The 12,054-nt window shown below is 65.5% G+C and carries 13 protein-coding genes; 6 read left to right on the top strand and 7 right to left on the bottom strand.

The features are described from left to right. Positions 1-61: 61 nt before the first annotated feature. The 7 genes from AC07VS_RS15635 to AC07VS_RS15605 all read right to left on the bottom strand — a co-directional run bounded on the left by AC07VS_RS15635 (position 62) and on the right by AC07VS_RS15605 (position 6,823). Positions 62-634 carry an aspartate carbamoyltransferase gene (locus tag AC07VS_RS15635; RefSeq protein WP_494751404.1) on the bottom strand — a complete coding sequence of 191 codons (573 nt, stop codon included), beginning with the start codon at positions 632-634 and terminating at the stop codon, positions 62-64. Between the two features lie 90 nt (positions 635-724). Next, entirely contained in the window at positions 725-2,176 is a 1,452-nt protein-coding gene (locus tag AC07VS_RS15630) for an aldehyde dehydrogenase family protein (RefSeq protein ID WP_494751403.1), read from the bottom strand. A gap of 173 nt (positions 2,177-2,349) precedes the next feature. After that, positions 2,350-3,372: a Bug family tripartite tricarboxylate transporter substrate binding protein gene (locus AC07VS_RS15625; RefSeq protein ID WP_494751402.1), complete on the bottom strand. Its 1,023-nt coding sequence runs from the start codon at positions 3,370-3,372 to the stop codon at positions 2,350-2,352. Between the two features lie 14 nt (positions 3,373-3,386). After that, positions 3,387-3,836 carry a nuclear transport factor 2 family protein gene (locus AC07VS_RS15620; RefSeq protein WP_494751401.1) on the bottom strand — a complete coding sequence of 150 codons (450 nt, stop codon included), beginning with the start codon at positions 3,834-3,836 and terminating at the stop codon, positions 3,387-3,389. Between the two features lie 47 nt (positions 3,837-3,883). After that, entirely contained in the window at positions 3,884-4,801 is a 918-nt protein-coding gene (kdgD, locus tag AC07VS_RS15615) for a 5-dehydro-4-deoxyglucarate dehydratase (RefSeq protein WP_494751400.1), read from the bottom strand. A gap of 65 nt (positions 4,802-4,866) precedes the next feature. Beyond that, positions 4,867-5,841, bottom strand: a complete 975-nt coding sequence (locus AC07VS_RS15610) for a Bug family tripartite tricarboxylate transporter substrate binding protein (protein ID WP_492345668.1) — start codon at positions 5,839-5,841, stop codon at positions 4,867-4,869. Positions 5,842-6,004: 163 nt separating this feature from the next. Beyond that, the gene (locus AC07VS_RS15605) at positions 6,005-6,823 is read right to left on the bottom strand and encodes a FadR/GntR family transcriptional regulator (RefSeq protein WP_492345667.1); all 819 of its coding nucleotides are present in this window, start codon (positions 6,821-6,823) and stop codon (positions 6,005-6,007) included. Between the two features lie 73 nt (positions 6,824-6,896). Between AC07VS_RS15605 and AC07VS_RS15600 the strand changes: the two genes are divergently transcribed. The 6 genes from AC07VS_RS15600 to AC07VS_RS15575 form a co-directional block, all read left to right on the top strand. Continuing rightward, on the top strand, positions 6,897-7,730 hold the full coding sequence (locus AC07VS_RS15600; protein WP_494751399.1) for an NAD-dependent epimerase/dehydratase family protein: 834 nt from the start codon (positions 6,897-6,899) through the stop codon (positions 7,728-7,730). Further along, a complete protein-coding gene (locus tag AC07VS_RS15595) occupies positions 7,727-8,623 on the top strand; it encodes an SMP-30/gluconolactonase/LRE family protein (protein WP_494751398.1) in 897 nt (298 codons plus the stop codon). The genes AC07VS_RS15600 and AC07VS_RS15595 overlap by 4 nt, the downstream gene beginning before the upstream one ends. Before the next feature lie 63 nt (positions 8,624-8,686). Beyond that, a complete protein-coding gene (locus AC07VS_RS15590) occupies positions 8,687-9,658 on the top strand; it encodes a TRAP transporter substrate-binding protein (RefSeq protein WP_492345664.1) in 972 nt (323 codons plus the stop codon). A gap of 92 nt (positions 9,659-9,750) precedes the next feature. After that, positions 9,751-10,239 carry a TRAP transporter small permease gene (locus AC07VS_RS15585; protein ID WP_492345663.1) on the top strand — a complete coding sequence of 163 codons (489 nt, stop codon included), beginning with the start codon at positions 9,751-9,753 and terminating at the stop codon, positions 10,237-10,239. Between the two features lie 5 nt (positions 10,240-10,244). Continuing rightward, positions 10,245-11,531 carry a TRAP transporter large permease gene (locus AC07VS_RS15580; RefSeq protein ID WP_494751397.1) on the top strand — a complete coding sequence of 429 codons (1,287 nt, stop codon included), beginning with the start codon at positions 10,245-10,247 and terminating at the stop codon, positions 11,529-11,531. A gap of 22 nt (positions 11,532-11,553) precedes the next feature. After that, positions 11,554-12,054: UxaA family hydrolase (locus AC07VS_RS15575; protein ID WP_494751396.1), on the top strand; the 501-nt coding region annotated here is incomplete at its 3' end.

Genomic DNA, 12,054 nt, shown 5'->3' with positions numbered 1-12,054 from the left:
GAGGGATGTTGGTGGTTCAGAGTTGGGGGCCTGTCGGCGAGAGCACGTCTCAGGGCACGTCTCAGGGCACTTCTTTGACGGCATCGTGGCCATGCATGCCAGGGTGGTGGTGCATGCCGTGGTGCAGGGCATGCCCTTCCATTGCATCGTCGCCATGATCGTCCAGTTGAGCCTGGAACCACCGGTGCAGCGCATCAACCAGCGCCGGATCGTGGCTGCTGTAATGGAGCGCTGCGCCATCTGGCACATCGTGGTAGGTGATCTGCAGGTGTCCGTGGGGGGCATTGCGCAGGCTGGCCAGGCCGGGCATGTCGGCCCCGTGCAACTGGGCCGGGGAGGAGAAATCGCGCGCCAGGAACTGCTCACGCAAAGCGGCCAGGTGCAATCGGATGAGGGCCATTTGAACCCGGTCGCCGCTCTGGCGCACCAGCACCTGCTGCTCACCGCCCATGGGGGTGGCGGTGAAAACGTGGCGGGTGGCCGCCAGGTCGAAAGGCATCACCTGCGGGCCGCGCTGGGCCACCTCGGCCTGGCGGCTGCCTAGGGTGGCTGCCACCGCCATGCCGGAGGCACCCGCCACCCAGGCCCCCAGCAAACAACAAACCACCCGCCGGAACCCGCAAGATGTGCGCATGGATTTCTCCAAAGTTGACTGGCGCCCATCCTAAACGCACCGGGGTGGCTGGTCAGGGGACGGCGCCAGCGCGCGCAACGTGTTGCGGACTCAGGCCAGGGTGTAGGCCGTCTTGACCGTGGTGTAGAACTCCTGCGCGTAGCGGCCCTGCTCGCGCGGGCCATAGCTGCTGCCCTTGCGGCCGCCAAAGGGCACGTGGTAATCCACCCCGGCGGTGGGCAGGTTGACCATCACCATGCCGGCCTGCGCATGGCGCTTGAAGTGGGTGGCGTGCTTCAGGCTTTGCGTGGCAATGCCGGCCGAAAGGCCGAACTCGGTGTCGTTGGCCACCGCCAGCGCTTCTTCGTAGTTCTTCACGCGGATCACGCTGGCCACCGGGCCGAACACTTCCTCGCGGTTGATGCGCTGCTCGGGCGTGCTGTCGGTGATCAGGGCCGGAGTCATGAAGAAACCCTCGGCGCCGCTGCCGGTGTGGCAGGCCACGCGCTGGCCGCCGGCCTGCACGGTGGCGCCCTGCGAGCGGGCGATCTCGACATAGCTCAGGTCTTGCTCCAGCTGCGCCTGCGAGACCACCGGGCCGATGTCGGTGCCGGCCGTCAGGGCGTCACCGATCTTCAGGCCGGCCAGGCGGGCCTTCACGCATTCAACAAATGCGTCATGGATGCCTTCGGTGACGATCAGGCGGCTACTGGCGGTGCAGCGCTGGCCGGTCGAGAAGAAGGCGCTCTGCACGCTCAGCTCAATGGCCTGCTGCAGGTTGGCGTCGTCCAGGATGACCTGCGGGTTCTTGCCGCCCATTTCGAGCTGCACTTTCTTGTGACCTTGCACGCAGGCCTCGGCAATGCGCCGGCCCACGCCCACCGAGCCGGTGAAGCTGACGGCGGCAATGCCGAGGTGCTTGACCAGCGCATCGCCGATCACGCTGCCACGCCCCATCACCAGGTTGAACACCCCTGCCGGAATGCCGCTGCGGCTGATGATCTCGGCCAGCGCCCAGGCACTGCCCGGCACCAGGTCGGCCGGCTTGAGCACCACGCAGTTGCCAAAGGCCAGGGCCGGTGCGATCTTCCAGGCCGGGATGGCGATGGGGAAGTTCCAGGGCGTGATCAGGCCCACCACGCCGATGGGCTCGCGGGTCACCTCCACGCCGATGCCGGGGCGCACCGAGGGGATGGCCTCGCCCGCCAGGCGCAGGCATTCGCCGGCGAAAAACTTGAAGATCTGGCCGGCGCGGGTGGCTTCGCCAATGCCTTCGGCGCGGGTCTTGCCCTCTTCGCGCGACAGCAGCGTGCCCAGTTCTTCACGGCGCGCCAGGATCTCGCTGCCGATCTTGTCCAGCGCGTCGCTGCGCGCCTGGATGCCCCCCGTGGACCAGGCCGGGAAGGCTGCCTCGGCGGCACGCACCGCCAGGTCCAGCTGAGCCGCATCGCCCTGGGCGTATTCGCCGATCACATCGGCCAGGTTGCTGGGGTTGAGGTTGGGCGCCAGGGTGTTGCCGGCCAGCCATTCGCCGTTGATGAAGTTCAGGTGCGGAGTGCTCATGGTGTGTGGAACTGAGGTTTGAGAAAAAGGAACGACGGCCGGAGCCGTCAGGGGTCATTGGCCACATGGCCTGAAACTTCGAGATCAACCCGCCGCCCGGCCGCCCGAAGGCGGGTTGAGGCCCCCTCGGGGGGCAGGAAGCGACACGCAGTGCGCGACCGTGGGGGTAAACATTAATCAGCGGTGATCTTTCGGTCTTCGATCACTTTTTTCCAGCGGGCAAATTCCTTGGCCTGGCTGGCGGCAAACTGCTCGGGCGTGTTGGCCACGATCTCCAGACCGATCTCATTGAGCCGGGTCTTGATCTGTGGGTCTTTCAGGGCGGCCTGCAAAGCCTCGACCAGGCGCTTCTTGACATCGGCGGGCAGGCCCTTGGGGGCGGCCACGCCCTGCCACGAGAGCACATCGGCGTCTTTCACACCGCTCTCGCTGAGGGTGGGCACATCGGGCAGCACCGCAGCGCGCTTGTCGTCAGCCACCGCCAGCACACGCAGCTTGCCGGCCTTGATGTGCTGAATCACGTTGTTCACGTTCTGGAACGAGGCGTCCACATTGCCGCCCAGCAGGTCGCTGATGGCCGGGCCGCCGCCCTTGTAGGGCACGTGCAGGCCGCTGGTGCCGGTCTGCTGCCAGAACAGCACGGCGCTCAGATGGTCCGACGAGCCATTGCCCGACGAGGCAAAGGTCACGCTGTCAGGCTTTTTGCGCTGGGCCGCGATCACGTCGGCCACGCTCTTGAAGGGCGACTGGGGCGGCACCACCAGCACGTTGGGCGACTGGGCGGCCACGGTCAGGTAGTCAAAGTCTTTGGTGGCGTCATAACCAATGCCCTTGATCAAGTGCGGCACGATCACAAACGGCCCCAGGGACGACACCAGCACGGTGTAGCCATCGGCCGGCGCGCGCTTCACAAAGGTGGCGCCAATGCTGCCGGTGGCACCGGCCTTGTTGTCGACGATCACCGGCTGCCCGAGCTTTTCGCCCATCTTGGTGGCCAGCAGACGGGCCACCATGTCGGTGGTGCCCCCGGGAGGAAAGGGCACCACCAGGGTGATGGTCTTTTCAGGGTAGGCGGCCCAGGCGCTCGACACCGGTGCCAGGCCAGCAGCCACGCTCAGCCCCAGGGCCAGGCCGATGGCACAGCCCTTGGCCAGCAGGCCCCGGCGGCGGGAAGGGTTTGAATTCAGAATCGTCATTTGTTTGTCTCCAGTCATGCAGGGGTACGGACAGCCTGACGGGCCAGCAGGCGCCATTGGCCATCGCGCAGATGCCACACGAGCAGCACCTGCCGGTCGACCTGCCCGGGCTTGCCCTGGTCCAGCGTGTGGCCGGTGAGGCGATGCCTCACCACGGCCACGTCGCCGACCACGCGCACGTGCTGTGCGCTCAACTCGATGCTCACGAAATCCGACTTGGCGCTCAGCAGATCGCCCACAAAGCTGGCCTTGGTATCGACCCGGCCACCCGAGTGGCCGTAGCTCAATTCGTCGGCCACCAGGGCTTCGAGGGGGCCCCGTTCGGGGGCGACCATGGTCATCCGAAGCCGTTCGACCGCGGCGACCACAGCCTCCTCGGCAGACCCGCCCTGGGCCTGGGCCGCAGGCGCCCAGACCAGAAAGGCCGCCAGCGTGCAGGCCACCAGATTCAGACGTCGTTGCATGTTGTTGTCTCCTTGCCACTCACCGCCCCGGTGGGGCGGCATGGGAATCAAAGGGCTTGTGAGCCCAGCTTCTTGATCAGGGCGTCCAGCGCTTCCATCTCGGAGGCCTTCAGATCGGTCAGCGGGGTACGCACCGGCCCGGCGTCGTGACCCACCAGCTTGGCGCCCGCCTTGACGATGCTCACGGCATAACCTTGGCCGCGGTTGCGGATCTCCAGGTAAGGCAGGAAGAAGTCCTTCAGCAGGCGGTTCTGCGTGGCGTGGTCGTCGGTGCGCACGGCTTCATAGAAGTCCATCGCCGTCTTGGGGATGAAGTTGAACACCGCCGACGAGTACACCGGGGTGCCCAGTGCCTTGTAGGCTGCGGCATACACCTCGGCCGTGGGCAAGCCCCCCAGGTAGGCAAAGCGGTCGCCCATGGTCTGGTAGATGGACATCATCAGCTCGATGTCGCCAACGCCGTCCTTGAAGCCCACCAGGTTGGGGCAACGGTCGGCCAGGATCTGCAGCGAAGCCGGGGTCAGCTTGGCCTGGCCACGGTTGTAGACGATGACGCCGAACTTCACGCTCTTGCACACGGCTTCGACGTGGGCGATCAGGCCTTCCTGACCGGCTTCGGTCAGGTAATGGGGCAGCAGCAGCACGCCGTGGGCACCGGCCTTCTCGGCGGCCTGCGCACATTGGATGGCAAAGCGGGTGGGGCCACCGGCACCGGCGATGATGGGCACCACACCGCGGCAGGTGTCCACCGCCGTCTGGATGATGCCGGGGTATTCGTCGGCCGTCAGCGAAAAGAACTCACCCGTGCCGCCTGCAGCGAACAACGCGCTGGCGCCGTAAGGGGCCAGCCATTCCAGGCGCTCGATGTAGCCTTTCTGGTTGAAATTGCCTTCGGCATCAAAGTCGGTCAGCGGGAAGGACAACAGGCCCGAGCCCATGATGGTTTTGAGTTCTTGAGGGGTCATTTGAGTGCTCCAGAGAAAAATGGGAGGTGGGTAAAGAAAAACGTGAAGTGAAGGGAGCAGGACGCTCAGTCCAGCCGGATCCGGGCCGCCTGGACCACCTGTGCCCAGCGCTTGCGCTCGTTGTTGAAGAATTGCTCTTCTTCGGCCGGGGCCATGGTCACCACCTCGGCGCCCTGCCCGGCCAGCCGCGAGCGGATGTCGGGCGAGCGGATGATGCGGATCAGCTCCTGGTTCAGCCGGTTGACGATGGCATCAGGCGTGCCCCTGGCCACGCGCACCCCCTGCCAGGTGCCCGACTCAAAACCCGTCAGGCCCTGTTCGGCCAGGGTCGGCACCTGGCCCACCAGGGGCATGCGGGTGGCCTTGGACAGACCCAGCAGCTTGAGCTTGCCGGCCTGCACCTGCGGGTAGGTGGCCAACATGCCGTTCATCAGCACCTGGGTCTGGCCCGCCACCGTGTCCGACACGGCCTGCACGCCGCCCTTGTAGGGCACGTATTCCCAGCGCGCACCACTGGCACGTTGCACCGCCACACCGGCGAGGTGGGCGGCACTGCCGGTGGCCGTGACGGCGAAGTTGAGATCGTTCTTCTTCGAATACGCCACCAACTCGGCCAGGTTGTTCACCGGCACCGACGGGTGCACCACCAGCAGATGGGGCGAATAGGCCAGCATGGTCACCCCGCGCAGGTCCTTTGACGGGTCGAAGCTCAGTCGGGTGTACACCGACGGGCTGATGGCCAGGGCCCCCACATCACACAACAGCAGGGTGTAGCCGTCAGGCGCGGCATGGGCCACCAGATCGGCGCCCAGATTGCCGTTGGCGCCGGGCTTGTTGTCAATGATCACGGGCTGCCCGAGCGCCTCGGACAGGGGCTGGCTCAGGGCCCGGGCAATGATGTCGGACGAGCCCCCCGGCGGGTAAGGCACCACGATGCGTATCGGGCGGGCGGGCCAGCTCTGGGCGCCCACCCAGGCGGGGCTGGCCAGCAAGGCTGCGGGTGCGGCGGCGGCCAGCAAACGGCGTCGGGACAAGGTCATGCGGTCTCCTGCGTGAAGACCAGGCACCCCGGCTGCAGCCGTGTTTCAGCGAAGCAGGATGACTGATCTGATGTTGTTGTCAGTCATCGTACAACCAAATTTTTGAAATGTCTAGAAAAAGACAACTAAAGATGACCACCCCCTGCGCCAGGGGGTGGGTGGATCAACGGGCCAAGTCGTCTGCCGACTGGCCGGCCTGAGCCAGGGCCTGAGCCCGACGCAAGCGTTCGCGGCTGTTGGTCAGATGAATGCGCATGGCCGCACGGGCCGATTCCGGGTCTTGCCGGGCGATCGCGTCGTACACCTCTTCGTGCTCGCGGTTCACCTTTTGCAGGTACTGGGCGCGCAACTCGGGGGCCATGCGCATGGCTGACGAGATGCGCGTGCGCGGGATGATGGTGGTGCCCAGGTGGGCCATGATGTCGCCGAAATAGCGGTTGCCGGTGGCCCGGGCGATCTCCTGGTGAAAGCGGAAATCGGGTGACACGGTGTCACCCGCCACCTCGACGTGCGAGGCAAAGTCGTCCAGCGCCTGGCGCATGGCCAGCAGGTTCTGCTCCGAGCGGCGCAGCGCGGCCAGGCCGGCAGACTCGGTCTCCAGGCTGATGCGCAGTTCCAGCACCGCCAGCACGTCCACCGAGGCGGCGATGTCAGACGGGTCGATGCGGAACATGCCGGGAGCCTGGGCCTCCAGCACAAAGGTGCCGATGCCGTGATGGGTCTCCACCAGGCCGGCGGCCTGCAGCCGCGACAGCGCTTCGCGCACCACCGTGCGGCTGACGCCAAAGGCCCGCATGATTTCAGACTCAGTGGGCAGCTTGTCCCCGGCCCGCAGCACCTGACTCTGGATGCGACCGCTGAAGTCTTCGACCAGCTCATGGGCCAGACCGCGAGGTCGCCGACGCACTGGCGACACTGCCGCAGGGGCCTCCGAGGCATTAACCGTTGGCGCGGTGGAATTGGCCGTTGACAACTTTGACATGGCGTGATGATAATCCAGCCCCAGGTTGTACGACAACCGATGACATACATCATTTCCAGCTCTACACAACGCCATGAACGAGAGACAACTGCCGCAACGCCTGCTGCTGACCGGAGCCGCCGGCGGCCTGGGCCGCGTCCTGCGCGAAAGCCTCAAGCCCTTCACCCGCCAGTTGCGACTGTCGGACATTGCCCACCTGGCGCCGGCCACCTCCAGCCAGGAGGAAATCCAGCTGTGTGACCTGGCCGACAAGGCCGCGGTCGATGGTTTGGTGCAGGGCTGCGATGCCATCGTGCACCTGGGCGGCATTTCGGTGGAGCGCCCTTTCGAGGAAATCCTGGAAGCCAACATCCGCGGCGTGTTCAACCTGTACGAGGCCGCGCGCCGCCATGGTGTGCAGCGCGTGGTGTTTGCCAGCTCCAACCACGTGATCGGCTTCTACCCACAGACCCAACGACTGGACACCTCAGTGCCGCATCGCCCTGACGGCTATTACGGCCTGTCCAAGGCCTTCGGCGAGGATCTGGCCCATTTCTACTTCGATCGTTACGGCATCGAAACCGTCAGCATCCGCATCGGCTCCTCGTTCACCGAGCCGCGCGACCGCCGCATGCTGAGCACCTGGCTGAGCTACCGCGACCTGACCGAACTGGTGCGCCGCAGCCTGGTCGCGCCCCAGGTGGGCCACACGGTGGTGTATGGCGCCTCGGACAACCCCGGCGGCTGGTGGGACAACGCCGGCGCCCGCCACTTGGGCTTTGTGCCGCAAGACAGCTCGGAAGTCTTCCGCGCCAAAGTCGAGCAGCAGCCCCCTGTGCCACCCGATGCGCCGGCCGCCTTGTACCAGGGCGGCAATTTCTGCGCCGCCGGCCCCTTCGAAACCCTGCCCCCGGTAGGCGCCGCATGAGCTCCACCGCCGAACTGGTACTGGACGCGCGCTGCGGCACGGGTGAGAGCCCGCTCTGGAGCCCGGCCGAGCAGGCGCTGTACTGGGTGGACATTCCGGCGGCACGCCTGTACCGCTGGGATGCCGCCAGCGGACAGAGCCGCCACTGGCAGACCCCCGAGATGCTGGCCTGCGTGGCTCAGACGGCCGATGGCCAGGGCTTCATCGCCGGGATGGAGACCGGAATCTTCCGCTTGAACCCAGCAGACGATGGCGACGAAATGAGGCCCGAACCCCTGGCTGCCGTGCAACACGCGCGCCGCGGCATGCGCTTCAATGACGGCCGATGCGACCGGCAAGGCCGCTTCTGGGCCGGCACCATGGTGATGGACATGGGCGCCAACCTGCCCTTGGGGCAGCTGTACCGCTACGACCGCCCGCGCGGACTGCAGGCGGTGCTGCGTGGGCTGACCGTGCCCAATGGCCTGGGTTTCAGCCCCGACGGCCGCACGATGTACCTGTCGGATTCGCACCCCACGGTGCAGGCCATCTGGGCCTTCGATTACGACACCGACACCGGCACCCCCCACAACCGGCGCCTGTTCGTGGACATGCGCGAACAGCCAGGTCGCCCCGACGGTGCGGCCGTGGATGCCGACGGCTGCTACTGGATCTGCGGCAACGATGCAGGCCTGGTGCACCGCTTCACGCCAGATGGCCGACTGGATCGATCACTGGCCATGCCCGTCAAAAAGCCCGCCATGTGTGCCTTTGGCGGGACGGCACTCGACACCCTGTATGTCACCAGCATCCGCCCCGATGGCATCGACCTGAGCGATCAGCCCCTGGCTGGTGGCGTGTTCGCCCTGAACCCCGGCGTCAAGGGCCTGCCAGAGCCGCATTACCAGGAATGAAGCCCAACCCCTGATTTTTTCGCTTCCCGAAGTTAGACAAACCCGATCCTCAAGGAGACAAAGATGAAATTCAAACACCACCTGATGATGCTGGCCGCCAGCCTGGCCCTGGGCCCTCTGGCCGCCCAGGCCACCGAATTCCGCTCGGCGGACATCCACCCCGATGGATATCCCACCGTCGAGGCGGTCAAGTTCCTGGGCGAGCGCCTCAAGCAACTCACCCAGGGCAAGGACAGCGTCAAGATCTACAACAACAGCTCGCTGGGCAATGAGAAAGACACCATCGAGCAGACCAAGATCGGTGCCCTGGCCATGGTGCGCGTCAACATCGCGCCCATGAACAACATCTGCCCGGCCACCCAGGTGCCGACCATGCCCTTTCTGTTCCGCAGCAAAGAGCACCTGCGCGCCGTGCTGGACGGCCCGATCGGTGAAGAGATACTGAAGTCGTGCGAGCCCCAGGGCTTCATCGGCCTGGCCTACTACGACAGCGGTGCACGCAACCTCTACACCGCCCGCAAGCCGGTGCGCACCCTGGCCGACGCCAAGGGCCTGAAGATCCGCGTGCAGCAATCCGACCTGTGGGTGGCGCTGCTGGAGGCCATGGGTGCCAACGCCACCCCCATGCCCTTTGGCGAGGTCTACACCGCCCTCAAGACCGGCCTGGTCGATGGCGCCGAGAACAACTACCCCTCGTTCGAAAGCTCGCGTCACTTCGAGGTGGCCAAGTACTTCTCGTTGACCGAGCACTCGATGGCGCCTGAAATGCTGCTGTTCTCCAAGCGCGTGTGGGACAAGCTCACGCCCGAGGAACAGACCGCCCTGCGCCAGGCCGCCAAGGAATCGGTGCCCTACATGCGCAAGCTCTGGGACGAGCGTGAAGCCAAGTCGCTGGCCGCCGTCAAGGCCGGAGGTGCCGAGATCATCACGGTCGACAAAACACCGTTCCAGAACGCCATGAAACCGGTGTACGACAAATTCATCACCGACCCGAAGTTGAAAGACCTGGTCCGCCGCGTCCAGGAAACCAAGTAAGCACCGCGTCGGCGGCCCCCCTGAGTGATCCCTGGCCCAACCGTGCGGGCCGGGGTGGCTGCCTGCACCCTTTTTTCTGAAGAGTCGACATCATGTATTCCAAACTTTGCCGCTGGCTGGCTCGCAGCTGCATGTGGCTGGGCATCGCCGGCATCGTGGCCCTGATCGCTGCAGTGAGCTGGCAGGTCTTTGGCCGCTACGTCCTGAACAACACGCCCACCTGGGCGGAAAGCCTGGCCCTGCTGCTCGTGCTGTACGTGACCATGCTGGGCACCGCGGTGGGGGTTCACGACGCAGGTCACATAGGGCTCGAATCGCTGTTGGTACTGGCGCCCGAGAAGGTGCGCAACAAGATCGAGATCCTGATCCACCTGCTGGTGGGTCTGTTTGGCGGCGCCATGGCCTGGGGCTGTGCCGAACTGGCCGCTTCGGTCTGGAGCTACCGCCTGCCCACCCTGTGGATTTCCGAAGGCTGGAAGTACGTTCCTGCCACCCTTTCTGGTGTCTTGATCGTGATGTTCTCGATCGAGCACATCATCGCGCTGGCCCAGGGCCGCGAAGTCGAACCCTGCTGGAGCTGATCACCATGGCCTTGACAATTCTCTGCGTCAGCTTCGCGCTGTTCCTGCTGATGGGGGTGCCGGTAGCGTTCTCCATCGGTCTGTCCGCCCTGTCCACCTTGCTGTATGAAGGCCTGCCATTGGCGGTGGGCTTTCAGCAGATGACCTCGGGCATGAGCATCTTCTCGTTCCTGGCCATCCCGTTCTTCATCTTCGCCGGCGAACTGATGATGTACGGCGGCATCGCCGATCGCATCGTGGACCTGGCCCGCAACCTGGTCGGCCATGTGCGTGGCGGCCTGGGCATGTCCAACGTGGTGGCCTGCACCCTGTTTGGCGGCGTGTCAGGCTCGCCCGTGGCCGATGTGTCGGCGATGGGTGCGGTCATGATTCCGATGATGAAGAAGGAGGGCTACCACGCCGACTACGCTGTCAACGTGACCACCCATGCAGCCTTGGTGGGTGCCCTGATGCCCACCAGCCACAACCTGATCATCTACTCGCTCGCTGCGGGCGGCAAGGTCTCGATTGCCGCGTTGATCCTGGCCGCCCTGTTGCCCGCCGCGATCCTGACCGGGTGCAACCTGGCCGCAGCCTATCTGGTGGCCATTCACCGCGGCTACCCGGCTGGCGCATTCCCGGGCTGGGCCATCGTGGCACGCTCGCTGGCAGCCTCGCTGCCGGGGCTGATGATCGTGGTGCTGATCCTGGGCGGTATTCTGTCGGGCATCTTCACGGCCACCGAATCCGCGGCGGTGGCCGTGCTCTACGCCCTGGCGCTCACGGTGTTCGTGTACCGCTCGATCAAGCGCGAGCACTTCATCAAGGCCGCAGCCAAGGCCGTAAAGACCACCGGTGTGGTGTTGCTGCTGATCGGCATTTCCAGCACCTTTGGCTACCTGATCAGTCTTTACGGCGTCGCTGAGCTCACCGGACAGATGCTGTCCCAGATGACCACCACCCCCTGGGTGATCTTCCTGATGGTCAATGTGCTGCTGTTCCTGCTGGGCACCTTCCTGGACATGGCCGCCACCATCTTGCTGTGCACCCCGATCTTTCTGCCGATCTGCCAGCAATATGGCATGAGCTCTGTGCAGTTCGGGATCATGCTGCTGATCAATTGCGCACTCGGTCTGAACACCCCCCCGGTGGGCACCACCCAGTTCGTGGGCTGCGCCATCGGCGGCGTGTCGGTGGGCACGGTGATGCGTACCATCTGGCCGTTCTATGGCGCCCTGATCTTTGCCCTGCTGCTGGTCACTTACGTGCCCTCGTTCTCGATGTGGCTGCCCAGCATCTTCATGACCAAGTGAAGCCGAACTGAAAGCCCCAGCCATGAGCTCACAGACGCAAGCCAGCGCGGCAGCCGTGCCACCGCGCACCATCCAGGTCCACCCGGCCGACAACGTGGCCATCGTCGTCAATGACGGCGGCCTGCCCGCGGGCAGCGTGCTGCCCGGCGGGCTGACCCTGGTCGAGGCCGTGCCGCAAGGGCACAAGGTGGCCCTGGCCGATCTGGCCGAGGGCGAGGTGATCCGCCGCTACAACGTGGTGATCGGCTATGCCGCCCGCGCCCTGCCCCGTGGCAGCTGGGTGAACGAGCGCGTGATGCGCATGCCCACGCCGCCCGGCCTGGAAGACCTGCCGGTGGGCACGCTGGCCGTGCCTGCGCCCGCCGCCACCCAGCAGCACACCTTCGAGGGCTACCGCAATGCCGATGGCTCGGTGGGCACGCGCAACATCCTGGCCGTGACCCAGACCGTGCAGTGCGTGGCCGGCGTCACCGACTTTGCCGTGCAGCGCATCAAGGCCGAGCTGCTGCCGCGCTACCCCCAC

Source organism: Curvibacter sp. GW821-FHT01G03, assembly GCF_059422285.1.
The sequence above is the reverse complement of the archived record's forward strand: the minus strand, read 5'-3'. Positions and strand labels throughout refer to the sequence as shown.

What these genes read in the sequence shown, in the direction of transcription:
- AC07VS_RS15595 (WP_494751398.1), top strand. Translation starts at nt 7,727, where the DNA reads ATGAGCTCCACCGCCGAACTGGTACTGGACGCGCGCTGCGGCACGGGT.
- AC07VS_RS15630 (WP_494751403.1), bottom strand. Translation starts at nt 2,176, where the DNA reads ATGAGCACTCCGCACCTGAACTTCATCAACGGCGAATGGCTGGCCGGC.
- AC07VS_RS15625 (WP_494751402.1), bottom strand. Translation starts at nt 3,372, where the DNA reads ATGACGATTCTGAATTCAAACCCTTCCCGCCGCCGGGGCCTGCTGGCC.
- AC07VS_RS15605 (WP_492345667.1), bottom strand. Translation starts at nt 6,823, where the DNA reads ATGTCAAAGTTGTCAACGGCCAATTCCACCGCGCCAACGGTTAATGCC.
- AC07VS_RS15620 (WP_494751401.1), bottom strand. Translation starts at nt 3,836, where the DNA reads ATGCAACGACGTCTGAATCTGGTGGCCTGCACGCTGGCGGCCTTTCTG.
- AC07VS_RS15600 (WP_494751399.1), top strand. Translation starts at nt 6,897, where the DNA reads ATGAACGAGAGACAACTGCCGCAACGCCTGCTGCTGACCGGAGCCGCC.
- AC07VS_RS15585 (WP_492345663.1), top strand. Translation starts at nt 9,751, where the DNA reads ATGTATTCCAAACTTTGCCGCTGGCTGGCTCGCAGCTGCATGTGGCTG.
- AC07VS_RS15610 (WP_492345668.1), bottom strand. Translation starts at nt 5,841, where the DNA reads ATGACCTTGTCCCGACGCCGTTTGCTGGCCGCCGCCGCACCCGCAGCC.
- AC07VS_RS15635 (WP_494751404.1), bottom strand. Translation starts at nt 634, where the DNA reads ATGCGCACATCTTGCGGGTTCCGGCGGGTGGTTTGTTGTTTGCTGGGG.
- AC07VS_RS15580 (WP_494751397.1), top strand. Translation starts at nt 10,245, where the DNA reads ATGGCCTTGACAATTCTCTGCGTCAGCTTCGCGCTGTTCCTGCTGATG.
- AC07VS_RS15590 (WP_492345664.1), top strand. Translation starts at nt 8,687, where the DNA reads ATGAAATTCAAACACCACCTGATGATGCTGGCCGCCAGCCTGGCCCTG.
- kdgD (WP_494751400.1), bottom strand. Translation starts at nt 4,801, where the DNA reads ATGACCCCTCAAGAACTCAAAACCATCATGGGCTCGGGCCTGTTGTCC.